At 68.3% G+C, this 22,577-nt stretch carries 17 protein-coding genes; 5 read left to right on the top strand and 12 right to left on the bottom strand.

What is annotated here, in order from left to right:
- The first annotated feature begins 83 nt into the window (after positions 1 to 83).
- Positions 84 to 1,502, top strand: a complete 1,419-nt coding sequence (gene pyk / locus UCD39_RS06195) for a pyruvate kinase (protein WP_330495182.1) — start codon at positions 84 to 86, stop codon at positions 1,500 to 1,502.
- Positions 1,503 to 1,777: 275 nt separating this feature from the next.
- On the opposite strand, the gene UCD39_RS06190 is transcribed toward pyk, so the two are convergent.
- Positions 1,778 to 2,161, bottom strand: a complete 384-nt coding sequence (locus tag UCD39_RS06190) for a VOC family protein (protein WP_145729255.1) — start codon at positions 2,159 to 2,161, stop codon at positions 1,778 to 1,780.
- 331 nt (positions 2,162 to 2,492) lie between these two features.
- Between UCD39_RS06190 and UCD39_RS06185 the strand changes: the two genes are divergently transcribed.
- From UCD39_RS06185 to UCD39_RS06175, 3 genes are all read left to right on the top strand, one after another.
- Positions 2,493 to 3,122 (top strand): TetR/AcrR family transcriptional regulator, encoded by a 630-nt coding sequence (locus UCD39_RS06185; protein ID WP_330495181.1) that lies wholly within the window; start codon positions 2,493 to 2,495, stop codon positions 3,120 to 3,122.
- A 97-nt stretch (positions 3,123 to 3,219) separates the two neighbouring features.
- Complete coding sequence (locus UCD39_RS06180) at positions 3,220 to 4,386, top strand: efflux RND transporter periplasmic adaptor subunit (RefSeq protein WP_330495180.1); 1,167 nt, start codon at positions 3,220 to 3,222, stop codon at positions 4,384 to 4,386.
- Positions 4,383 to 7,487 (top strand): efflux RND transporter permease subunit, encoded by a 3,105-nt coding sequence (locus UCD39_RS06175; protein WP_330495179.1) that lies wholly within the window; start codon positions 4,383 to 4,385, stop codon positions 7,485 to 7,487. Before UCD39_RS06180 ends, UCD39_RS06175 begins: the two co-directional genes overlap by 4 nt.
- A 71-nt stretch (positions 7,488 to 7,558) precedes the next feature.
- On the opposite strand, the gene UCD39_RS06170 is transcribed toward UCD39_RS06175, so the two are convergent.
- The 6 genes from UCD39_RS06170 to UCD39_RS06145 form a co-directional block, all read right to left on the bottom strand.
- Entirely contained in the window at positions 7,559 to 9,013 is a 1,455-nt protein-coding gene (locus UCD39_RS06170) for a S9 family peptidase (RefSeq protein ID WP_330495178.1), read from the bottom strand.
- Positions 8,977 to 9,651: a TolB family protein gene (locus UCD39_RS06165; RefSeq protein WP_330495177.1), complete on the bottom strand. Its 675-nt coding sequence runs from the start codon at positions 9,649 to 9,651 to the stop codon at positions 8,977 to 8,979. The genes UCD39_RS06170 and UCD39_RS06165 overlap by 37 nt, the downstream gene beginning before the upstream one ends.
- Positions 9,652 to 9,779: 128 nt before the next feature.
- On the bottom strand, positions 9,780 to 9,956 hold the full coding sequence (locus UCD39_RS06160) for a hypothetical protein (RefSeq protein WP_330495176.1): 177 nt from the start codon (positions 9,954 to 9,956) through the stop codon (positions 9,780 to 9,782).
- Positions 9,957 to 10,041: 85 nt separating this feature from the next.
- The gene (locus tag UCD39_RS06155; RefSeq protein WP_330495175.1) at positions 10,042 to 12,153 is read right to left on the bottom strand and encodes a methyl-accepting chemotaxis protein; all 2,112 of its coding nucleotides are present in this window, start codon (positions 12,151 to 12,153) and stop codon (positions 10,042 to 10,044) included.
- A gap of 126 nt (positions 12,154 to 12,279) precedes the next feature.
- Positions 12,280 to 14,229: a methyl-accepting chemotaxis protein gene (locus UCD39_RS06150; RefSeq protein WP_330495174.1), complete on the bottom strand. Its 1,950-nt coding sequence runs from the start codon at positions 14,227 to 14,229 to the stop codon at positions 12,280 to 12,282.
- 212 nt (positions 14,230 to 14,441) lie between these two features.
- Positions 14,442 to 15,380: a GlxA family transcriptional regulator gene (locus UCD39_RS06145; RefSeq protein WP_330495173.1), complete on the bottom strand. Its 939-nt coding sequence runs from the start codon at positions 15,378 to 15,380 to the stop codon at positions 14,442 to 14,444.
- Between the two features lie 105 nt (positions 15,381 to 15,485).
- Between UCD39_RS06145 and UCD39_RS06140 the strand changes: the two genes are divergently transcribed.
- Positions 15,486 to 16,178: a DJ-1/PfpI family protein gene (locus UCD39_RS06140; RefSeq protein WP_330495172.1), complete on the top strand. Its 693-nt coding sequence runs from the start codon at positions 15,486 to 15,488 to the stop codon at positions 16,176 to 16,178.
- Here the strand turns inward: UCD39_RS06140 and UCD39_RS06135 are convergent.
- From UCD39_RS06135 to UCD39_RS06115, 5 genes are read right to left on the bottom strand one after another with little or no spacing between them, the layout of a single operon-like run.
- Complete coding sequence (locus UCD39_RS06135; RefSeq protein ID WP_330495171.1) at positions 16,175 to 17,542, bottom strand: sensor histidine kinase; 1,368 nt, start codon at positions 17,540 to 17,542, stop codon at positions 16,175 to 16,177. The two genes, UCD39_RS06140 and UCD39_RS06135, sit on opposite strands and share 4 nt — an antisense overlap.
- Position 17,543: 1 nt before the next feature.
- Positions 17,544 to 18,227: a response regulator transcription factor gene (locus UCD39_RS06130; protein WP_330495170.1), complete on the bottom strand. Its 684-nt coding sequence runs from the start codon at positions 18,225 to 18,227 to the stop codon at positions 17,544 to 17,546.
- 17 nt (positions 18,228 to 18,244) lie between these two features.
- Positions 18,245 to 21,376 carry a multidrug efflux RND transporter permease subunit gene (locus UCD39_RS06125; protein WP_330495169.1) on the bottom strand — a complete coding sequence of 1,044 codons (3,132 nt, stop codon included), beginning with the start codon at positions 21,374 to 21,376 and terminating at the stop codon, positions 18,245 to 18,247.
- A complete protein-coding gene (locus UCD39_RS06120) occupies positions 21,373 to 22,416 on the bottom strand; it encodes an efflux RND transporter periplasmic adaptor subunit (protein WP_330495168.1) in 1,044 nt (347 codons plus the stop codon). Before UCD39_RS06120 ends, UCD39_RS06125 begins: the two co-directional genes overlap by 4 nt.
- A complete protein-coding gene (locus UCD39_RS06115; protein WP_330495167.1) occupies positions 22,344 to 22,577 on the bottom strand; it encodes a hypothetical protein in 234 nt (77 codons plus the stop codon). The genes UCD39_RS06120 and UCD39_RS06115 overlap by 73 nt, the downstream gene beginning before the upstream one ends.

Here is a 22,577-nt window from a genome sequence, read left to right as displayed (position 1 = left end):
GTTGGCCATGCCGATGGTGCGCCCGGAAACCGTTTCCAACCGGCATTCACTTCTGGGGCGGCCCGCCAGGGCCGAAAACAACAATGCGTCGCCACCGCCGTGCCAAGATCGTCGCCACCGTCGGACCCGCCAGCAACTCACCCGAGATGCTGAAGGCGCTGTTTCTGGCGGGCGTGGACACCTTCCGCCTGAACTTCAGCCACGGCACCCATGAGGACCACGCCAAGGTCCACGCCCACATCCGGGCGCTGGAGAAGGAAGTGGGCCGGCCCATCGGCATCCTGCAGGATCTGCAGGGCCCCAAGATCCGCGTCGGCACCATCAAGGACGGCAAGATCACGGTGGCCAAGGGCGACACCATCCGCTTCGTGCTGAAGGGCCAGGACGGCGACCGCGACGCCATCCCCCTGCCGCACCCCGAGATTTTCGCCGCCGTCCTGCCGGGCCATCACCTGCTGATCGACGACGGCCGCGTGCGGGTTAAGGTGACCAGCCTGGGCGACGATGCCATGACCGCCGAGGTCGTGGTGGGCGGCGTCATCTCCAACCGCAAGGGCGTCAACCTGCCCGGCACCCTGCTGAACCTGTCGCCCCTGACCGCCAAGGACCGCGCCGACCTGGAATTCGGCCTGAACCTGGGCGTGGACTGGGTGGCCCTGTCCTTCGTGCAGAAGCCCAGCGACATGATCGAGGCGCGCGGCCTGATCGGCGACCGCGCCGGCCTGATGGCCAAGATCGAGAAGCCGCAGGCGCTGGAGCAGATCGACGACATCATCCGCCTGTCGGACGCCATCATGGTGGCCCGTGGCGACCTGGGTGTGGAAATCCCGCAGGAAGAGGTGCCCGGCCGTCAGAAGGAACTGGTGCGCGCCTGCCGCCTGGCGGTGAAGCCGGTGATCGTCGCCACCCAGATGCTGGACAGCATGGTGGCCGCCCCTACCCCCACCCGCGCCGAGGCGTCGGACGTGGCCACCGCCATCTATGACGGCGCCGACGCCGTCATGCTGTCGGCGGAGTCGGCCAGTGGCGCCTACCCGCTGGAAGCCGTGTCCATGATGGACCGCATCATCGCCACCACCGAGCGGCACAAGCTGTACCACTCCCTCATCCGCGCGTCGGACCCGGCGGAGGAGCAGACCCCGCCGCACGCCGTGGCCGCCGCCGCCGCCGACCTGGCGGAGGCCGTGCGCGCGCCAGTGATCGTCGCCTTCACCTCCAGCGGCACCACCGCCGCCCGTATCGCCCGCAAGCGTCCGGAAGTGGCCATCCTGGCCATCACCGCCGACCAGGCCGTGTCGCGCCGCCTGTGCCTGCTGTGGGGTACGCACAGCGCCCTGTCGGAGGACATCCACTCCTACGAGCAGATGGTGGATGTCGCCACCGCCGTGTCGCAGAGCGCGGAGTTCGCCAAGCTGCACGACCAGATCATCGTCGTCGCCGGCATCCCCTTCGCCCAGGCCGGCACCACCAACAACCTGCGCATGCTGCAGATCGGGGGGTAATACCAGCGGCACGAGACGTGATTCGTGCCGCTGTAGCCCGCGACTGCGGGCGCCGGAGATTTCTGGGGAGCCGAAGGCGGACTGGAAATCGAGGACAAGCCAAGGGCACGGATGTGGCCGCCCGGCGTTTGAGGGGGCATTTGAACGATCACGTTCAAATGCCGCACGTATAAGCCTCCCTGGGATGCCGGACGCCATCGCGTCCGGCGGCATGCGCCCAAAGATAAACGGCGCCGCATCGCTGCGGCGCCGTTTTCATGTGCGCGGGAAGACGGTTATTCGGGCTTAAAGCAATAGGCGGCCAGCTTGTTGCCGTCCAGGTCGCGGGCATAGGACGCGTAGGCGTTGGGGGCCCAGCCGCGCGGGCCCGGCTTGCCTTCGCACACGCCGCCCTGGGCCAGGGCTTCGGCATGGAAGGCGTCGACGGCGGCGCGGTTCGGCGCCTCGAAGCTCACGGTCACGCCGTTGCCGACGGTGGCGGGCTGGCCATTGGCCGGCTTCAGGACGAAGAAGGACGGCTTGTCCTCACCCCAGATGGAGCCGTTGTCGCCGAGGTCGGCCACCCGCTTCAGGCCCAGCTTGGCCAAAACGGAGTCATAAAAGCCGCGGGCCTTGGCCAGGTCATTGGTCCCGACGGAAACGTGGGTGTAGATTGCCATAGTCTTCCTCCCCTTAATTCTTCGCGGAATGGGTACGACGACTATAGACAGGCGGCCAGCCCCAACAATGATGCCATATGAGGATTGACTTTTCTCCCTGTCAATCAATTCAATGGCTTACGGCGTATTGTCCTTAAGGACGAGATGCACGTGGTTGCGGCCCGTTAAGCCGCCCCACACCACCCCGGCCGCCAAGCGTGGGGGCCTGTGACGATATTGCAAGATCGTCATTTGTCACTTACATAGGAATGGCGTGTGCCCGCGCATCACGGCTTCCCACCGGACGCCGCACAAGGTGCCGGTCGACATCTTTCCATAAAGGCAGCCCCTCATGACCTCCCCGTCCGCTCGCGCCACCCCCGCCGCCGCAGGACAACGCGGTCCCGCCGACCATGAACGGCGCGCGCAGATCGTGGAGGCTGCGGACCAGCACTTCCGCCATTACGGCTATCACAAGACCACCGTTGCCGACCTGGCGAAGGCCATCGGCCTGTCCACGGCCTATATCTACAAATTCTTCAACAGCAAGCAGGCCATCGGCGAGGCTATTTGCGCCCGCTGCCTCAGCGAAATCACCGCGCAGTTGCGCGCCATCGTGTCGGAGCCGGTGCCCGCCGCCGACCGGCTGCGCCGTTTCCACCCCACCCTGGCGCGTGCCGGCGCCGCCCTGTTCTTTGAGGAGCGCCGGCTGCACGACATCGTCGTCACCGCCGTGACCGAGAACTGGCACGCGGGCACGACGTATGAGGAGGAACTGCGCGAGATGGTGCGCACCCTGGTGGTCGAGGGGCGCGAGGCCGGGGAGTTCGAGCGTGAAACCCCGCTGGACGAGGTGTGCCTGGCGATCGAGGAGACGCTGTGGCCCTTCGCCCATCCGCTGATGCTGGAGGACAAATTGGACAGGATGGAGGCCGCCACGGCGGCGTTGGCCGGACTGGTGCTGCGCGCGCTGCGCCCCTGACATGTGATAGGAAATGGATGATGCGATACGAGTGACGGATTGACTAAATCGTCACTCGTAAGTATGGTCGAAGCTCCCTCAGGGTTGGAGCTTCGCCATGCGCTTGTCCTTGTCTGCCCGTCTGCTGCCCCTCGCCGCCTTGGCCCTGGCCGGCACCTCGCTTTCCGCCTGTGACAAGCCTGCCCCCGACCCGCGCACGGCCGACCGCCTAGTGCGCGTGGCCACAGCCCAGCCGGCCGCCCGTGACGAGCGGGCCTTCGTCGGCGTCATCACCGCCAAGGTGCAGAGCGGCCTGGGCTTCCGCGTGGCCGGCAAGGTGACGCAACGCCTGGTCGACCCCGGCCAGACGGTGAAGGCCGGCCAACCGCTGATGCGGATGGACAACACCGATTACCTGCACGCCATCACCACCCAGCAGGGCCAGGTGGCCATGGCCAAGGCCACGCTGACCCAGGCCCGGGCGGACGAGGTGCGCTATCGCGCCCTGGTGGGCAACGGCGCCGTCTCCCCCTCCGCCTACGACCAGAAGAAGGCCGCCGCCGACAGCGCCCAGGCCCAACTGGACGCGGCTCAAGCCCAATTGAGGGTGGCGCAGGACGACAGCGCCTATACCACCCTGGTGGCGGATGCCGATGGCACCGTCATGGACACGGCGGCCGAGCCGGGCCAAGTGGTCACCGCCGGCCAGATCGTGGTGCGGCTGGCCCACGCCGGCCCGCGTGAGGCGTCGGTGAACCTGCCGGAAACCATGCGCCCGGCCGTGGGCTCCACCGCCAGCGCCACGCTGTACGGCGGCACCGCCCAGGTCACGGCGACCCTGCGCCAGCTGTCGGACGCGGCCGACGTCCAGACCCGGACCTATGAGGCCCGTTACGTCCTGGACGGTTCCGCCGCGCAGGCCCCGCTGGGGGCCACTGTCACGGTGCGCCTGGCGCAGGGGCGCGATGACACGCCGCCCGTTTCCATTCCGCTGGGCGCCCTGGTTGACGAGGGCAAGGGCCCTGGTGTCTGGGTACTGACGCCGGCGGCCGGCGGCGACCCCGTCAGCGGTGCCCCCCTCAGCGGTGGCCCCATCAGCGATAGCCGGGCCACCATCACCTTCCGCCCGGTCAAGGTGGGCCAACTGGGGGCCGAGGACGCCATCCTGCTGGGTGGCGTGACGGCTGGCGAACGGGTCGTGGCCCTGGGCGGCCATTTCCTGCATGAAGGCGAGCGCGTGCGCGTCGCCCAGACGGTGGCCGTGGCGAAGGAGAGCGGCAAATGAGCGGCTTCAACCTGTCCGCCCTGGCGGTGCGGGAGCGGGCCATCACCCTGTTCCTGCTGGTGGCCATCACCCTGTCCGGCGTCTACGCCTTCCTGAAGCTGGGCCGCGCCGAAGACCCGCCCTTCACCATCAAGGTCCTGACGGTCAGCGCCGTCTGGCCCGGCGCCACGGCGCAGGAGATGCAAGACCTGGTGGCCGAACCCTTGGAGAAGCGCCTGCAGGAGCTGCGCTGGTACGACAGGGTGGAGACCTTCACCCGGCCGGGCATGGTGCTGATGACCCTGTCCCTGCAGGACAAGACCCCGCCGTCGGCCGTGGCCGAGCAGTTCTACCAGGCGCGCAAGAAGCTGGGGGACCAGGCCCGCACCCTGCCATCCGGCACGCTCGGCCCCTTCGTGAACGACGAATACGCCGACACCGACTTCGCCGTGTACGCGGTGAAGGCGCCGGGCATGCCGGCCCGTCAACTGACCCGCGAGGCGGAAGCCCTGCGCCAGCGCCTGCTGCATGTGCCGGGCGTGAAGAAGGTGGACATCCTGGGCGAACGGCCGGAACGCATCTTCGTCGACTTCACCTACGCCCGCCTGGCCACCCTGGGCATCAGCGCCCGCGACATCTTCGACGCGCTCGCCCGGCAGAACACGGTGACGCCCGCCGGGTCCATCGACACCGACGGCCCCCAGGTCTTCATCCGCCTGGACGGCGCCTATGATGACCTGGAGAAGATTCGTGACACCCCCATCGTCGCGGGCGGCCGCACCTTCCGCCTGGCTGACGTGGCCGAGGTCAAGCGCGGTTATGAGGACCCGCCCACCTATCTCATCCGCCATGACGGCGAGCCGGCACTGGCCCTGGGCGTGGTCATGCAGGACGGCTGGAACGGCCTGGAACTGGGCAAGGCGCTGGACGCGGAGGAGGCGCGGATCGCCGCCGAGCTGCCGGTGGGCCTGACGCTCTCCAAGGTCAGCGACCAGGCGGTGAACATCCACGAGGCGGTGGGTGAGTTCATGCTGAAGTTCTTCGTGGCCCTGGCCGTGGTGATGTTCGTCAGCCTGACCAGCCTGGGCTGGCGCGTCGGCATCGTGGTCGCGGCCGCCGTGCCCCTGACCCTGGCCGCCGTCTTCGTCATCATGCAGCTCACGGGCCGCGCCTTCGACCGCATCACCCTGGGCGCCCTGATCATCTCCCTGGGCCTGCTGGTGGATGACGCCATCATCGCCATTGAGATCATGGTGGTGAAGCTGGAGGAGGGGTACGACCGCATCAAGGCCGCCGCCTACGCCTGGAGCCACACGGCCGCCCCCATGCTGTCCGGCACCCTGGTCACCATCATCGGCTTCACGCCCGTGGGCTTCGCCCAATCGACCGCGGGGGAATACGCCGGCAACATCTTCTGGATCGTGGGCTTCGCCCTGATCACCTCCTGGGTGGTGGCGGTTGTGTTCACGCCCTACCTGGGTGTGAAGCTGCTGCCCAATATCCGGCCCATCCCGGGCGGGCACGCCGCCATCTACGCCACCCCGCGCTATCAGCAACTGCGCCGCCTGATCACCTGGGCGGTGGACCATCGCGGCCGGGTGGCCCTAGCCGTGGTCGGCGCCTTCCTGCTGGCCGGCGCGGGCATGGGCTTCGTCAAGCAGCAGTTCTTCCCCACCTCCGACCGGCCGGAGATCATGGCGGAGGTGCAGATGCCCGAGGGCACCAGCATCGAGGCCACGGCGGCGGCAATGAAGAAGGTGGAGGACTGGGTGCGGCGACAGCCGGAGGCCAAGATCGTCTCCACCTATGTCGGCCAGGGCGCGCCCCGCTTCTTCCTGTCCTACAACCCCGAGCTGCCCGACCCGTCCTTCGCCAAGATGATCGTCCTGACCCCGGACGATAAGGCGCGCGACCGGCTGAAGGACAAGCTGCGCCAGGCGATCGCCGATGGCCTGGCGCCGGAGGCCCGGGTGCGGGTGACGCAGCTGGTGTTCGGTCCGCCCTCGCGCTTCCCCGTCATGTTCCGGGTTTCCGGTCCAGATTTGGGCGTGCTGCGCGGCATCGCGGACCAGGTGCAAACCGTCATGCGGGCCAACCCCGACACCCGCCTGGTGAACCAGGACTGGGGCGAGCGCACGCCCACCCTGCACTTCGTGCTGGACCAGGATCGCCTGCGGCTGATCGGCCTGAACCCCAGCGACGCAGCACAGCAGCTCCAGTTCCTGCTGACCGGCGCCCCGGTGACCGAGGTGCGCGAGGATATCCGCGTGGTGCAGGTGACGGCGCGCAGCGCCGGCCCAGACCGCCTGGACCCCGCCCGCCTGGGCGACATGACCCTGACCAGCGCCGACGGCCGCCTGGTGCCCTTGAGCCAGATCGGCCATGTGGAAGTGCGGGCGGAGGAGCCCATCCTGCGCCGCCGCGACCGCGTGCCGACCATCACCGTGCAGGCCGACATCGACGACGCGCTGCAGCCGCCCCAGGTGTCGATGGCCATCGAGAAGGCCCTGGCCCCCACCATCGCCAAGCTGCCCGCCGGCTATCACATCGACATGGGCGGCAATATCGAGGAAGCGGGCAAGGCCAACGCCGCGCTGGCGCCCATCTTCCCCGTCATGGCGGCGCTGATCCTGCTGGTTCTGGTGCTGCAGACCCGGTCGCTGTCGGCCATGGCCATGGTGTTCCTGACCGGGCCCCTGGGCCTGGTGGGGGCGGTGCCCGTCCTGCTGATCTTCCACCAGCCCTTCGGCTTCAACGCCATCCTGGGCTTGATCGGCCTGTCGGGCATCCTGATGCGCAACACCCTGATCCTGATCGGCCAGATCCACACCAACCAGGAGGAAGGGCTGTCGCCCTACCACGCGGTGATCGAGGCCACGGTGCAGCGGGCACGGCCCGTCATCCTGACGGCCCTGGCCGCCGTGCTGGCCTTCATCCCCCTGACCCAGTCGGTGTTCTGGGGGTCCATGGCCTATGTGCTGATCGGCGGCACGGCCGTGGGCACGGTGCTGATCCTGGTGTTCCTGCCCGCCCTCTACGCCCTGTGGTTCCGGGTGAAGGCGGACGGAGCGGCGGCGCCTCAGGAAGTGCCGCATTACCCCAGGGCGGTACTGGCGGAATGAGGACGGCGGCCTGACAAAAAGCCCCGGCCAGGGCGACCTGGCCGGGGCTTTTCCTCACATGGATGCGGCGCTTATTGCTGGACGTCCGTCCGGTACTTCTTGAACCAAGCCAGGATGGCGTTGGTCTCGCCCACCAGTTGCGACGGGCGTTCGGCCAGGCCGCCGTGGCTGGCGCCGGGCACGCGGATCAGGGCCGTGGGGATGCTGCGCAGCTGCAGGGCGGCGTAGTACTGCTCCGCCTCACTGGGGGGCGTGCGGTGGTCTTCCTCGCCCACCATCACCGCCGTAGGCGTCTTGACGTTGCCCACCAGGCTCAGGGGGGAGCGGCGCCAATATTGCTCGGGATCCTCCCACGGCATCTTGCCGAACCAGTATTTGGCCATGAAGGTGAAGCCGTCGACGGTCAGCACCTCGCTGGTCCAGTTGATCACCGGCTTCTGCGTCACCGCCGCCTTGAAGCGGTCGGTCTTGCCCACGATCCAGGCCGTCAGCACCCCGCCACCGGAGCCGCCGGTGACGAACAGGTTGTTGGGATCGACCGAGCCCTTGGCGATGGCCGCGTCCACCACGCTCATCAGGTCGTCATAATCCTGGGACGGGTAGTTGTGGTGAATCTGGTTGGCGAAGCTTTCGCCATAGGAGGTCGAGCCGCGCGGGTTGGCGTAGACGACGATGTAGCCGGCGGCGGCGTAGAGCTGATCCTGCGTCGACCAGACGGGGCCGTAGCTGGCGAAGGGCCCGCCATGGATTTCCAGGATCAGCGGGTACCTCTTGGCTGGGTTGAAGTCCGGCGGCGTCACCATCCAGGCGCCGATGGGCAGGCCCCCGGCGCTGGACGTCACGGGCAGCGGCTGCACCTTGGCCAGGGCCTTGCCGGCGAACAGGCTGGCGTTCAGGGTGGTCAGGCGCTTCTGCTCCCCCGGGCCGGTGCTGAGGCCAACATCGGCTGGATGGGTGGGATCACCCCAGGGGAAGGCTACCGCGCCGTCCTTGGCGACGGTGAAGCCGCCACCGGAATAGGGGCGGTCCAGCTCACTGCCCGCCAAGCCTTCGGCTACGGTCGTGATCTTACCGTCCAGGGTGACGCGGGCGACCTTGGTGACGCCCTGGTCGGTATAGGTCGCGTAGATGGACCGGCCGTCCGCCGCCCAGCGCGGGCTGCCCAGGTCGCGGTCGAACCCGGCGGTGAGCGCGCGCACGTCCGTGCCGTCAGCGTTCATGACCGACAGCACGCTGTTCTGATAGCCCAGTTCCTTGTCGTCGAAGCCGACGAAGGCGATGCGCTTGCCATCCGGCGACACCACCGGTTCCTGGTCCGGCCCATGGCGGGTGGTCAGCTGGGTCAGGCCGCCGGTGGTGGTATCGACGGAAAAGATGTCGGAGTTCAGGGGGTCGCGTTCCCAATCCTTGCCGTGGTTGGTGCTGAACACGATGTGGCGGCCATCAGGCATCCACGACAGGGCGCCGCCATCGTCGTACGCGCCGCTGGTCAGTTGGCGCGGCGCCCCGCCATCCGCCGGCACCACGAAGATGTGGTTGAAGCCGGGACGGACATAGCCCTCGCCATCCTCACGGTAGTTGATTTGGGTGATGACCTTGATGGGGTCGGCCCACTTCGCCCCCTCCGGCGCCGCCAGGGGGAGCCCAGGCTGGCCCCCTCCTCCGGCACGAACATGGTGAAGCCGATCTGCTTGCCGTCCGGCGACCAGGCGATGTCGGACGGGGCTTCCGGCAGGGCGGTTAGGGCGGCACCGGTGCCACTGCCCCCGCCCGATAACCAGCGCACCCAGATCTGCGGCTTGTCACCCGGCCCCTTGGCGACGTAGGCGAGGCGGGTGCCGTCCGGCGACCAGCGCGCCCGGCTGCTGCCCGGCACGCCCAGAGGCACCTGCTGGCCGCTGGCGACATCCACCAGCCAGATCTCATTGCGGGCGTTATCGGCCAGGATGTCCTCGGACGAGCGGGTGTAGGCGATGCGCTTGCCGTCCGGGCTGATCTGCACGTCCTTGGCCTGAGACAGGGCGAAGGCGTCGCGCGGCGTCAAGGTGCGGGCGGGGGCCACGGCCTCCGGCGTGGCGGGGGAAGCGGTATCGGCCAGCGCGCAGGGCGCAACGCCAAGCGTCAGGGCCAGCGCGAACGCCGCCCGGTGCAAACGTGAGGTCATGTGGGTCCCATGTGCCGTGTTCTTGTGAGGTCCGGGCCCCGCTCCCGCACCAGACGCCAGCCTGTCACGTTTGCCGGCCGGCCGCCAGCGGGGACCTGGGATGGTACGGACCTCAGGCGGCAGCGACCTCAGCCGCCGCCCACCGGCGTCACAACCCGGCCGGTGCCGCCGCAGTCAGGACAGGGCGCACCGTCCACCCTGCCGGTGCCGCGGCAGCGACGACAGGTGTTCTCACCGGCACCGGATGTGCCGGGGGGCACGGCGTCGGGGTTGTCGGTGTGGTTCTTGTCGGTTTCCTGGCTCATGACTTCCTCCGCCGGGTGATGACTGGCGGAGGAACCCGGCGGGCGCCTGTTTGTGCCCTTGATCGAAACGCCGAAGGCGCAAAGCTCAGCCGTTGGCGCGCAGAACGGCCAGGAAACTGTCGACCTGCCGGTCCAGCCCCCGGGCATCGCGGGACAGATCCTGGGCGGCGCGTAACACCTGTCCGGCACCGTCGCCCGCCTCGGCCATGGCGCCGCTGACGGTGGTGATGCGCTGGCTGACCGCCGCCGTGCCCATGGAAACCTGCTGGATGTTGCGGCTGATCTCCAGCGTGGCCGCACCCTGCTGCTGCACCGCCCCGGCGATGCGGCCGGCGATCTCGGCGATGGTGCGGACGGTGGCGATGACGGCGTCGATGGCGGCCACCGCCTCCACCGTCGCCGTCTGCACCCCGCCCACCTGGTCCGCGATGTCGCCTGTGGCCTTGGCCGTCTGGGTCGCCAGCGCCTTGACCTCACCCGCCACGACGGCGAAGCCCTTGCCCGCCTCGCCGGCGCGGGCGGCCTCGATGGTGGCATTGAGGGCCAGCAGGTTGGTTTGGCCGGCCACGGCGCTGATCAGGTCCACGATTTCGCCGATGCGCTGCGCCGCCTGGTCCAACTGGCGCATGCGGTCGCCGTTCCTCTCCGCCTGGCCCACCGCCTCCGCCGCGATCTCCGCCGCCCGCACGGCCTGGGCGGCGATCTCGTCGCTGGCGGCGGACAACTGCTCCGTCGCCGCGGCGATGGTCTGCACGTTGGCCGAGGCCTGCTGCGCCTCCCCCTGCATCTCGTCGGCCTCGCGCACCACACGGGCCGCCGTGTGGTTCAGGCCGTCGGCGACGCCGGTCATGGTGTCCACCGCCTGGCCCAAGGCCCTCACCAGGGTGGCGACCTCACTCTCGAAATTGGCGGCCACGCCCATCAGAGCCTGGTGCCGTTCCGCCGCCGCCTGCGCCTCCAGCGCCTGCTGCCGCGCCCGCAGATCCGCCACATGCAGGGCCTGTTCCTTGAACACCTGCACCGCCCGCGACATGGCGCCGATCTCATCCCCCCGCTCGCGCGCGGGCACGGCCACGTCGGTATCACCGCCGGCCAGCCGCCCCATGACGGCCGTCATGACCTGCAAGGGCCGCGACAGGCTGGTGCCGATCACGGCCGCCAGGCCGCAGACGATGGCCAGAACCAACCCACCCACACCCATCAGGCGGTCCCGCGTGGCCCAGACGCCGGCCAGCAGGGTGTCGCGCGGGGCGGCGACGGCGAAGCCCCAGACCTCCCCCGCCCGGCCGAACCGCACCGGCACCATGACCACCACCATCTCCGCCTTGGTCACCGGGTCGCGGAAGGCGCCCTCGTGCGGCTTGCCGTCCGCCACGGCGGCCAACAGGTCGCGCGCCCACGCCTCCTGGACGGGCTGGCCCAGCCGGGCGGCATCCGGGTTGGCGATCCATTGGCCGCTATCCCGCGTCCCATCCTTCCGGGCGGGCGGGCTGGACACCAGCAGGGCGTAGCCGTTCCCCCAGGGCCGCAGGGCCCCGACGTCGGCCTGGATGCGCTTCAGGCTGAGATCGGCGGTGGCCACGCCCAGCGCCTTACCGTCCACCAGGATGGGCGCCACGACCGTGGTCATCAGCACCCGGGTCTGGCCCACCTCATAGAAATAGGGCGGTGTCACCGCTTCCCGCCGCTCCCGCAGGGGGCGGTGGTACCAGTTTTCCTCCGCCGGATCGCCCGTCATGGGCGTGGTTTCCACCCCCGTGCCGCCATCGGCGTGGCGGTAGGCGTACAGCATCAGCCGTCCGTCGGCGTCCCCCTGGGCTGTGCCCTTGTAACGGGCGTCACCACCATCGGCGTTGGGTTCAAGCCCGGCATAGATACCGGTGATGTCGGGGTTGGCGTCCAGCACCCGGTTCAGCGCCCGGCCATAGGCGGCGCGGTCCAGTCCCCCGTCTTGGATGAGAGAGGCGGTCCAGGCGGCATCGGTACGGGCGGCGGCCAGGGCGTCGTCGATCACGCCCACGATCTGGCGGGACTGACTTGCCGCCATTTCCGTCATCAGGCGGCGCGCGGCCTCCTCGCTGGCGCTGACCTGCACGTGCACGGCGTAGGCGATCAGGCTGGCGATGCCCAGCGCGGTGACGGCCAACAGCGGCAGCATGATACGCAGCCGCAGGGAAAGGTTCTGGAAAACCGGCACGGCTGGCACCCCCCTTACATCCCGACCCGATGGTGGGGGAAAGTGTGCCCTATCGCCAGCCGTACCCAAGTTAACTTTTTAAAAACAAGCGCTTGTCATATCCCCGTCACACAGCGCGAGCGTATATCACGCCGCCCGCACAGCGGTGACGAAGCGGCTGACCTGTTCGTCCAGGGCCTTCAGTTGCTGCGCCAGTTCGCCGGCGGTGCCCAGCACGTGGCTGGCGCGGTCGGCGCTATCCACCACCACATCGCTGACGGCATGGATGTTGGTGGTGACGGCCCGGGTGCCGCGGGCGACGATGCTGGCGTTCTGCGAGATTTCCCGCGTCGCCGCCCCCTGCTGTTCCACGGCGGAGGCGATGTTGGCCGCCACCTCCTGCGCGCGGGCCGACACCTCGGCGATGGAGCGGACCTCGGCCACCGCCCGGCTGCTGGCCTGCTGCGTCGCCTCGATCTGCGCCGTGATGTCCTCCGTCGCCTTGGCGGTCTGGTTGGCCAGGCTCTTGACCTCCGACGCCACGACGGCGAAGCCCTTGCCCGCCTCCCCCGCCCGCGCCGCCTCGATGGTGGCGTTGAGGGCCAGCAGGTTGGTCTGGCTGGCGATCTGGGTGATCAGGTTCACGATCTCCGTGATCTTCTCCATCTGGCCGGCCAGATGCTCGATGGTCTGGCGGGCGGTTTCGGCGCGGGTGGCCGTGTCGGTGGCGATCTCGGCGCTTTGGGTCACGCGCGTGGCGATTTCCCCGATGGAGGCGGACAGCTGCTCCGCCGCCACCGCCACCGTCTCCACGCTGCTGGACGTCTCATCCGTCGCCGCGCGCACGGCGTCGCTGCTGCGGCGCGCGTCGGCCAGTCCCGCCGCCAGGTGATTGCTCTGCGCATCCACCTGCCCGCTGGCCTGGGACACCAGCTTCAGGACGGAGGAGACGTTGGCCTCGAAATCGCTGGCCAGCCGTTCCGCCAGGGCGCGACGCTTGCGCTCCGCCTCCTCCTGCATCTGGGTGCGTTCCTGGTGCAGCTTCGCCACCTCGGTCGCGTTGCGCTTGAACACCTCCAGCGCCCGGGCCATGGCGCCGATCTCATCCCGCCGTTCCACCGCGGGCGTGGGCACGTCGATGGCCCCCTCGCTAAGCGCGATCATGGTGCCGGTGATCTCATCGATGGGCCGCGCCACCAGGCGATAGGTCACGAAGCCCAGCAACACCACCAGCACCGCCACCGTGCCGCCCGTGGCCAGCAGGATCAGCATGCCCAGCGAGCGCAGGGGCCCGAAGGCCTTGGCCGCGTCCATGGTCACGCCCACGTACCACCGGGCCGACGGCAAATCCTTGATGGGATAGAAGGAGACCAGGGTGTCGCCCTCCTGCTCCGGCGTGCGGCCCAGGTGCTTCTGGATGTCGAAGCCGTCGGCCAGCTTCTTCATCACCCGGTCCTTGTCGGGGTGGACCAGCACCGTGCCGTCGCCGTCGATCAGGAACACCTGGCCGTTGCCGCCCAGGTCGAAGGACTTGAGGAAGGTCTTGACCATGTCCAGGTCCAAATCGCCGGCGGCCACGCCCGCCAAGACGCCATTCTTCATGACGGGGCTGGCGATGGTCAGCACCAGATTGCCGCCCGACGCGCTGACATACGGCTGCGTCATGATGGTTTGCCGCGCGGCATCGGCGGCCTTGTACCAGCCGCGCTGGCGCGGATCATAGCCGGGTGGCAGATCCAGCGCCGGGACCATGGTGAAGACGCCGGCGGCGTCGCCGTAATAGACGGGGCTGAAAGTGCCGCTCAGCGTCGGTCCCTGCAGCAGGTTCATGACATGGGCGCCGTCGCCGGCCGCCACGTCATCGGCCAGGTTCCGCACCAGCGAAACGCGGCCCATCAGCCACTTCTGGATACCATCGGCGGCCGACTCGCCGGTTGACTTGATCTGTGTATTGATTTGCGTGGTTAGAGTATCGCTGGATACAGAATAAATGACGTATCCCAGTACACTGAACGCCAAGGCCACAAATATTGCGGTGAAAGCAACAATCCTATAGACAAACTTCGTTTGTTTGCCCGACTGCTCAATTGCGCGCATGCCAGCATACTGTGTGGAGTTCATTGCCCCCTCGCACTGTCATGTCTGTTATAGGGGCGGTCAAGGCCAGCCCCATTAAGGAACAGACTAGATCAGATTTCGGGACGGCGGAACGCCAAATTTTTGCATGTGCGAGAAGTTTTGCGCGTCTGCACCTTTAAAGGGCAACCGCCTTCGTCCAGAGCAGGAGATGATCCTGCTCTGGAGCGGACCTAGGCCGACCTGCGGATGGCCTGCGGTGGCGCGCCGAAGGTGCGGATGAAGGCCCGGCGCATGCGTTCGGTATCGCCAAAGCCCGTTTCGAGGGCGATACGGTCCAGGGACGCGGGGCTTTCTTCCACCAAATCCCGTGCCACCTCCAGCCGCAACTGCTCCACCGCCTTGGCCGGGGTGACGCCCTGTTCGGCGACGAAGGCGCGGGCGAAATTGCGAGGGCTCATGGCCGCCTGGGCCGCCAGGTCCTCGACCGTCAACGGCCGGGACAAATTGTCCCGCACCCAGGCCAGCAAGTCGCCGAAGCGGCTGCTGGCGCCCTGCATCTCCAGCAAGGTGGAGAATTGCGACTGCCCGCCCTGGCGGCGGTAGGGCACGACAAGTTGCCGGGCCGTGCGCCGCGCGATGGCCTCGCCCTGGTCCTCCGCCACCAGAGCCAGCGCCAGGTCGATGCCGGCGGTGATACCGGCCGACGTCCAAAAGGCGCCGTCGCGGATGAAGATGCGGTCGGGCTCCAGCCGCACCTGGGGAAAGCGCCGGGCAAAGGAACTGGTGCGGTACCAATGCGTGGTGACCCGCCGCCCGTCCAGCAGGCCGGCGGTCGCCAGCAGGAAGGTGCCGGAGCAAACGCTGGTGACCCGCCGGGCATGTCCCGCCACGGCGCGGGCATAATCCAGCAGGGCAGGCTCCGCACTGGCGGCGTTCACGCCATCGCCGCCGGCCACCACCAGCGTGTCCACCTGCGCCGGGTCCACCAGCGGCCCCGCCATCAGCAGGACGCCGGACGAACTGGCGACCGGCCCGGCCTGCAGCGCCATGACGCGGATGTCATAGGGCTGGCGGGCGTAACGGCCCGCGATCTCAAACGCCGCCAGGGGCCCGGTGACATCCAGGATCTGAAAGCCGGGATAAGCCAGGAAGGCGATGGTGCGGGCCATGGGCGCTGTCCTCATTGGCAGAAAAGGAGGGATTTATGGCATTGCTGCCAACGCCTGTCGAGGGCACCGTTGGCACCGCCCTCCCCTTGAGCCCGGAGCCCTCCCATGAGCCAGGCCGCCTTCACCGTCGTGGAAGTCGTCTTTCCCCTGATGACCCAACTGGACTTCACCGCCCCGCACCAGGTGTTCAGCCGCCTGCCCGGCATCACCACCCGTGTGGCATCCGCCACCGGCGGCACCATCGCCTCTCACGAAGGCCTGCGGTTCGAGGGAACGGAGCGGCTGGCCGACATTCCAGCCTGCGATCTGCTGTTCATCCCCGGCGGCATGGGCATCGCCGCCGTGCTGAACGACGCCGAAACCATGGCCCAGGTGCGCCGCCTGGCCGCCGGCGCCCGCTATCTGACCTCGGTCTGCACCGGGGCTCTGGTCCTGGCGGGGGCCGGTTTGCTGAAGGGCAAGCGGGCGGCCTGCCATTGGGCCTGGCGCGGCCAGCTGGCGCGGTTCGGCGCTATTCCCGACGCCGGCCGCGTGGTCCGCGACGGCACCATCATCACCGGCGGCGGCGTCACCGCCGGCCTGGACTTCGCCTTCACCGTGGCCGCCGAGATCGTGGGACGCGACGCGGCGGAAGCCCTGTTGCTAATGCTGGAATACGCGCCCGAACCGCCCTTCGCCGGCGGTCGCCCCGAGCTGGCACGGCCAGAGGTGAGGCAGCGGGTGGATGAAATCTACGGCCAAATCCTGCCCCGACGCATGGCAGAGGTGGAGGAGTACGCCCGCCGGATGTTCCCTTAAGCCAACCGCATCCGGGCCCGAAGCCCCGGATGATTGTCCGCCAGGTCGAAGGCGCCGCCGTGCAGCTTGGCGACGGCGCTGACCAGACTGAGGCCCAGGCCCACGCCGGGGGTGCCCCGGCCGGCGTCGCCGCGATAAAAGCGCTCCGTCACCCGCGGCTTCTCCTCATCAGGGATGCCGGGGCCGTTGTCGATGACCGACATCTCGACCTTGCCGTCGGCGCCGCTGGCGACCCACACCACGATGGTGCCGCCCTCGGGCGTGAACTTCAGGGCGTTGTCGATCAGGTTGCCCACCGCCTGGGCCAGCAGGACGGGGTCGCCCAGGATGGTCGCCATGCCCGTGTCCCCCTGGAAGGCCAGGGAAACGCCCTTCACCTCCGCCGCCGGCAGGTAGAACTCCACGGCCCCCGCCGCCACCTCCGCCACGTTGACCTCGGCGAATCCGGAGCGGCGGGCGCCGGTGTCGATCTCCGCCAGGCGCAAAAGGGCGTTGAAAATGCCGATGACGCGGTCGACGTCAGCCACGGCCCCGTCCACCTCGGCATAGGTGTCGGCCAGGGGCGGGCGGGTGACGCTGACCTCCTCCAGGCGCGAGCGCAACTCCGCCAAGGGGGTGCGCAGATCGTGGGCGATGGCGTTGGAGACGTTGCGCACGCCGTGCACCAGGTGCTCGATCTGGTCCAGCATGCCGTTGATGGTGCGCGACAGGGTGTTGAACTCATCCTGCCCCCGGGCGGTGGGCAGGCGCCGCGAGAGGTCGCCCTGGACGATGCCGGTGACGGTGCGGCTCAGCTCATCGATGCGGCGCAGCACGGCGCGGCGGATAAGGAAGCCGCCCAGCATGCCCAGCAGCAGCAGCACGCCCATAGCCGCCAGCAAACTGTACCAGAACCGCTGCTCCAGGGGGCGGAAGTGGGCCATGTCCCGCGCCACCAGCAGGTGATAGCCGCCGGGCAGCACCATATGGACCAGCCGCGCCTGTATCGTCTTGCCATTGAACGTCAGGGGCGCGGTATAGGCGCCCGCACGCTCGGGCACGTCCCCGGGCCAGGCCGGCATGTTGCCGGCCAGCACGGTGTGGGCCGGATCGGTCAGCAACAGGATGCGCTCCGCCGCGATCTGCATGCCCATGCGTTCATTGAGAAAGGCCGCCAGCCCGTCGGGCCCGCGCTGGCGGAACACCTCGGCGAAGCGCTGCGCATCCTCCTGCAATATCTCGGTGCGCCCATCGTCGATGGTCACCCGCCAGGCATAGCCCAGGGGGGCGGCGAACAGCACCAGGGTCACCAGCCCCAGCAGCACATAGCTGAACGCCAGGGTGAAGGCGGAGGAGCGCAGGGGCAGGACGGGGGCGGGCGCCATGTCAGCCCCCGGCCGTCATCATGTAGCCGGCATTGCGCACCGTGCGCAGCAGCGGCGGCTCCCCCTCCCCCTCGATCTTCTGGCGCAGCTTGCTGATGTGCACGTCGACCACGTTGGTCTGGGGATCGAAGTGATAGCCCCAGACGCCTTCCAGCAGCATGGTGCGGGTAACCACCTGGTCGACATGCCGCATCAGGTATTCCAGCAGCTTGAACTCCTGGTTCTGCAGGGCGATGGCGCGCTCCCCCCGCGTGACCTTGCGCGACAGCAGGTTCATGCGCAAATCCCCCACCGCCAGGCTGGTTTCCGGCACGGCGCCGGTAGGCGACCGGCGCATCAGCGCGTCCAGCCGGGCCAGCAGCTCGCCGAAGGCGAAGGGCTTGGTCAGGTAGTCGTCGCCGCCGCTGCGCAGGCCCTTGATGCGCTCATCCACGCTGCTGAGCGCGCTCAGGATCAGCACCGGCGTCTGGGTGCCCATCTTGCGCAGGGTCTCGATGATGGTCAGGCCATCAATGTCACCCGGCAGCATGCGATCCATGACAATGACGTCGAACGGTTCGCCGGTCGCCTGGAACATGCCGTCCCGCCCGTTGTCGACATGCTCCACGGTGTGGCCCGCCTCGCGCAGTCCCTTCACGACGAAGCGCGCCACCCGTTCGTTATCCTCAACCAACAGCACCTTCATGGGATGCCCCCCGCGCCTCAATCACCCACGCCCATGGCCGCATGCGGCCGGGCTTGGTCATGGTCCACCCGGTTGCGGCCCCGGCGGTTCAGCCAGTCATTCACCCGGTCCAGGTAGAGATAAACCACGGGCGTGGTGAACAGGGTCAGGATCTGGCTCAAAATCAGCCCACCCACCATGGTGACGCCCAGCGGCTTGCGCAGTTCGGAGCCCGTGCCGTTCTCCAGCATCAGCGGCAGGGCGCCCAGCAGGGCCGCCATGGTGGTCATCATGATGGGCCGGAAGCGCAGCAGGCAGGCCTGGCGGATGGACTCGATGGGCGCCATGTGGTGCTCCCGTTCCGCCTGGATGGCGAAGTCCACCATCATGATGCCGTTCTTCTTCACGATGCCGATCAGCAGGATGATGCCGATAAGCGCGATGACCGACAGGTCATAGTGGAAGACCATGAGCATCAGCAGGGCCCCCACGCCCGCCGACGGCAGGGTGGACAGGATGGTCAGCGGGTGGATGTAGCTTTCATACAGCATGCCCAGGATGATGTAGACGGCCACCAGCGCCGCCGCGATCAGGTAGGGTTGGGTCGACAGCGACGCCTGGAAGGCCTGGGCCGTGCCCTGGAAGGTGCCGTTGACCGAGGACGGCATGCCCATCTCCGCCTGGGCCTGCTGGATGACCTGCACCGCCTCGCCCAGCGACACGCCCGGCGCCAGGTTGAACGACAGGGTCACCGCCGGAAACTGGCCCAGATGGTTGATGGACAGGAAATTGACGTGGTCGGTGTCGTACCTCACGAAGGTGGATAGCGGCACCTGCTGCCCCGTCACCGGTGACTTGATGTACAGCTTGTTCAGGGTGTCGGGGCTGGATTGCAGCTCCGGCGTGATTTCCAGCACGACGTGATAGCTGTTCAGCTGGGTGAAATACTGGGTCACCTGGCGCTGGCCGAAGGCGTCGTACAGGGTGCTGTCGATCAGCGAAGGCTGGATACCGAAGCGGGCGGCCTGGTCGCGGTCGATCACCAGGTTCAGGGTGGTGCCGTTGGTTTGCTGGTCGGTGGCGACGTCGCGCAGCTGGGGCAGGCCCTTGAGCTTTTCCAGCAGCTTGGGCGCCCAGTCGTTCAGTTCGCCCAGGTCGGCGTCCTGCAGGGTGTACTGGTACTGGGTGCGGGCCAGGCGGCCGCCCACGTTCAAATCCTGGCTGGCCTGCAGGAACAGGGTCGCTCCCTTGACCTTGGCCAGCTTGGGCCGCAGCCGCGCGATGATCTGGTCGGCGCTGGCGGTGCGCTGATCGCGCGGCTTCAGGCCGATGACGATGAAGCCGTTGTTGATGGGCCGCGACCCGCCGCCGACGGAAGTGGCCCAGGCGGCCACGTCCGGGTCCTGGGCGACGATGTCGGTCAACTGGTGCTGCAACCGCACCATCTCGTTAAAGGACACATCCTGCGAGGCGTCGGCCAGGCCGGCGATGATGCCGGTGTCCTGCTGCGGAAAGAAGCCCTTGGGGATGGCGATATAAAGCGCCACCGTGGCCGCCACCGTGGCGAAGAACACCATCAGGGTCAGGCGCTGGTGCCGCAGCACGAAGTCCAGGCCCCGGGCATACCGGTTCACCAGCCAGTCGAAGCCGCCTTCGATGATCATGTAGGCCCGGCCATGCCGCGCGTGCTTCTCATCCTTCAGGAACAGGGCGCTCATCATCGGCGACAGGGTCAGCGACACGAAGGCGGAGACGGCGATGGTCATGGTCACGGTGATGGCGAATTCACGCATCAGCCGGCCGACGATGCCGCCCATCAGCAGCAGGGGGATGAACACGGCCACCAGCGACACGCTGATGGACATGATGGTGAAGCCGATCTCCCCCGCGCCCTTCAGCGCCGCCTCCCTGGGCGACATGCCCTCTTCAATGTGCCGGTAGATGTTCTCCACCATCACGATGGCGTCGTCGACGACGAAGCCCACGGCAATGGTCAGGCCCATGAGCGACAGGTTGTCCAGGCTGAAGCCCAGCAGGTACATCAGCGCCGCGGTGCCGAACAGGGCCAGCGGCACGGTCACGCCGGGGATCAGCGTGGCCCACAGGTTGCGCAGGAACAGGAAGATGACCATGACCACCAGGAAGATGGTCAGTAGCAGGGTGAACTGAACATCCTCCACCGACGCCTTGATGGTGGTGGTGCGGTCGATGACCTTGTCCATCTTCACGCCGGGGGGCACCGCCGCCATCACCTGCGGCAGCATGGCCTCCACCCGCGACACGATGTCGATGATGTTGGCGCCCGGTTGCTTGAACACCTGCAGGATGATGCCCGGGCCATTGTTCTGCCAGGCCAGAAGCTGGGTGTTCTCCGGCCCGTCCACCGCCACGCCGATGTCGCGGATGCGCACCGGCGCCCCGTTGCGATAGGCGACGATGACATCATTCCACGGCTCCGCCTTCAGCAACTGGTCATTGTTGTAGATGACGAAGTTGTGCTGGACGCCGTTGATCGACCCCTTGGGCGCGTTGACCGTGGCGGTGGGGATGACGGTGGCGATGTCCTCAAGCTGGATGCCCAAGGCGGCGATCTTGGCCGGGTCCACCTGCACCCGCACGGCCGGCTTCTGCTGGCCGCCGATGGACACCTGGCCCACGCCCGGGATCTGCGACAGGCGCTGGGCGATGACGTTCTCGGCGTAGTCGTCCACCGTGGTCAGGGGCAGGTTGGTGGAGTGGACCGAGTACACCAGGATGGAGCTGTCGGCCGGGTTGATCTTGCGGTAAGTGGGCGGCGACGGCAGGTTCTTGGGCAACTGGCCGCCGGCGGCGTCGATAGCCGTCTGAACGTCCTGCGCTGCGGCGTCGATGTTGCGGTTCAGGTCGAACTGCAAGGTTATCTGCGTGCTGCCCAGCGTGCTGGTCGACGTCATCTGGCCGACGCCGGGGATGGCCGCGAACTGGGTTTCCAGCGGCTGGGCCACGCTCGACGCCATGGTTTCCGGACTGGCGCCCGGCAGGTTGGCCGACACCTGGATGGTGGGGAAGTCCACCTGCGGCAGCGGCGCCACCGGCAGCAGCGGATAGGCCACCATGCCCACCAGCAGCACGCCCAGCATCAGGAGCGAGGTGGCGATGGGCCGGGTGATGAAGGGGCTGGAGAGGCTCATGGCTGGGTGCCTCCGGCATGGGCGGGCGTGGCGTCAGCCGTTTTGGCCTCGCCGGCCACCGCCACCTTGGCGCCCGGTTGCAGGCGATAGGCGTTGCTGGTGGTGACACGCTCACCGGCCTGCAGGCCCTTGGTCACCACGACGGTGTCGCCCATCGTCTCCGCCGTTTCGATGGGGCGCATCTCCACCGTGGAGTCGGGCTTCACGACATAGGCGTAGAGGCCGTTGGGCCCACGCTGCAGGGCGGCGCTGGGGATGGTCAGCGCCCCCCGGCGGGTCTGCTTCAGCACCTTCACGTTCACGAACTGGCCGGGCCACAGATGCTCATCGGTGTTGGGGAACTGGGCCTTCAGCCGCACGGTGCCGGTGGTCTGGTCGATCTGGTTGTCGACCAGCATGACGGTGCCGGTGGCCAGGTCCATCTTGCCGTCGCGCGCCACGGCGGTGACGGTCAGCGGCCCCTGGGCCATGGCCTGGCTGACGGCCAGGCGATCCTCTTCCGGCAGGGTGAAGATGACGGAGATGGGCTGCATCTGCGTCACCACCACGATGCCGGTGCCGCTGGCCGCGTGCAGGTTGTTGCCGGGATCGACCATGCGGATGCCCGTCCGCCCCTGGATGGGGCTGGTGATGTGGGTGTAGTCCAGCTGGGTCTTGGCGTTGTCGATGGCGGCCTGGTCGCTTTTGAGCTGGGCCAGCAACTGGTCGACCTGGGCCTTGGCCGTGTCCACCGTCTGCTTGCTGGCCAGGTTCTGCGGGGCCAGGCGGGTGTAGCGTTCCAGGTCGGCGCGGGCGTTGGCCAACTGCGCCTCGTCCTTGGCCTTGGTGGCCAGCGCCTGGTCGTAGGCGGCCTGGTAGAGGCGGGGGTCGATCTGGGCCAGCAGGTCGCCCGGCTTCACCGTCTGGCCTTCGGTGAAGGCGACCTTGTCCAAGGCGCCATCCACGCGCGTCGTGACCGTCACCGTGTTCAGCGATTGCACGGAGCCCAGTCCCGCCAGGTAGACGGGGGCGTCGGCCGGCGTGGCCACGGCCGTGTCCACGGCGACGGCACCGCCGCCCTTCGCGGCCGGGGGGCGGCCTTGGTGGCGGCGGGCAGCAGCTCCGCCCCCGCGGCGGCCAGGATGAAGATGCCGCCAAGGCCGGCCATGACGGCGCGGGTGCGGCTGATACGAAGGGGCTTCAGGATCGGGGTCTTGCTCAT

It is taken from the genome of Nitrospirillum karajorum (assembly GCF_036348415.1).
GTDB lineage: Bacteria > Pseudomonadota > Alphaproteobacteria > Azospirillales > Azospirillaceae > Nitrospirillum > Nitrospirillum amazonense_B.
The sequence above is the reverse complement of the archived record's forward strand: the minus strand, read 5'-3'. Positions and strand labels throughout refer to the sequence as shown.

Bases quoted from the DNA above. Each gene is read 5' to 3' on its own strand.
- pyk (WP_330495182.1), top strand. From the start codon at position 84: ATGCGTCGCCACCGCCGTGCCAAGATCGTCGCCACCGTCGGACCCGCC.
- UCD39_RS06135 (WP_330495171.1), bottom strand. From the start codon at position 17,542: ATGGCGCCCGCCCCCGTCCTGCCCCTGCGCTCCTCCGCCTTCACCCTG.
- UCD39_RS06185 (WP_330495181.1), top strand. From the start codon at position 2,493: ATGACCTCCCCGTCCGCTCGCGCCACCCCCGCCGCCGCAGGACAACGC.
- UCD39_RS06165 (WP_330495177.1), bottom strand. From the start codon at position 9,651: ATGACCTCACGTTTGCACCGGGCGGCGTTCGCGCTGGCCCTGACGCTT.
- UCD39_RS06130 (WP_330495170.1), bottom strand. From the start codon at position 18,227: ATGAAGGTGCTGTTGGTTGAGGATAACGAACGGGTGGCGCGCTTCGTC.
- UCD39_RS06145 (WP_330495173.1), bottom strand. From the start codon at position 15,380: ATGGCCCGCACCATCGCCTTCCTGGCTTATCCCGGCTTTCAGATCCTG.
- UCD39_RS06125 (WP_330495169.1), bottom strand. From the start codon at position 21,376: ATGAGCCTCTCCAGCCCCTTCATCACCCGGCCCATCGCCACCTCGCTC.
- UCD39_RS06180 (WP_330495180.1), top strand. From the start codon at position 3,220: ATGCGCTTGTCCTTGTCTGCCCGTCTGCTGCCCCTCGCCGCCTTGGCC.
- UCD39_RS06190 (WP_145729255.1), bottom strand. From the start codon at position 2,161: ATGGCAATCTACACCCACGTTTCCGTCGGGACCAATGACCTGGCCAAG.
- UCD39_RS06115 (WP_330495167.1), bottom strand. From the start codon at position 22,577: ATGAGCAAGACCCCGATCCTGAAGCCCCTTCGTATCAGCCGCACCCGC.
- UCD39_RS06150 (WP_330495174.1), bottom strand. From the start codon at position 14,229: ATGCGCGCAATTGAGCAGTCGGGCAAACAAACGAAGTTTGTCTATAGG.
- UCD39_RS06160 (WP_330495176.1), bottom strand. From the start codon at position 9,956: ATGAGCCAGGAAACCGACAAGAACCACACCGACAACCCCGACGCCGTG.
- UCD39_RS06140 (WP_330495172.1), top strand. From the start codon at position 15,486: ATGAGCCAGGCCGCCTTCACCGTCGTGGAAGTCGTCTTTCCCCTGATG.
- UCD39_RS06175 (WP_330495179.1), top strand. From the start codon at position 4,383: ATGAGCGGCTTCAACCTGTCCGCCCTGGCGGTGCGGGAGCGGGCCATC.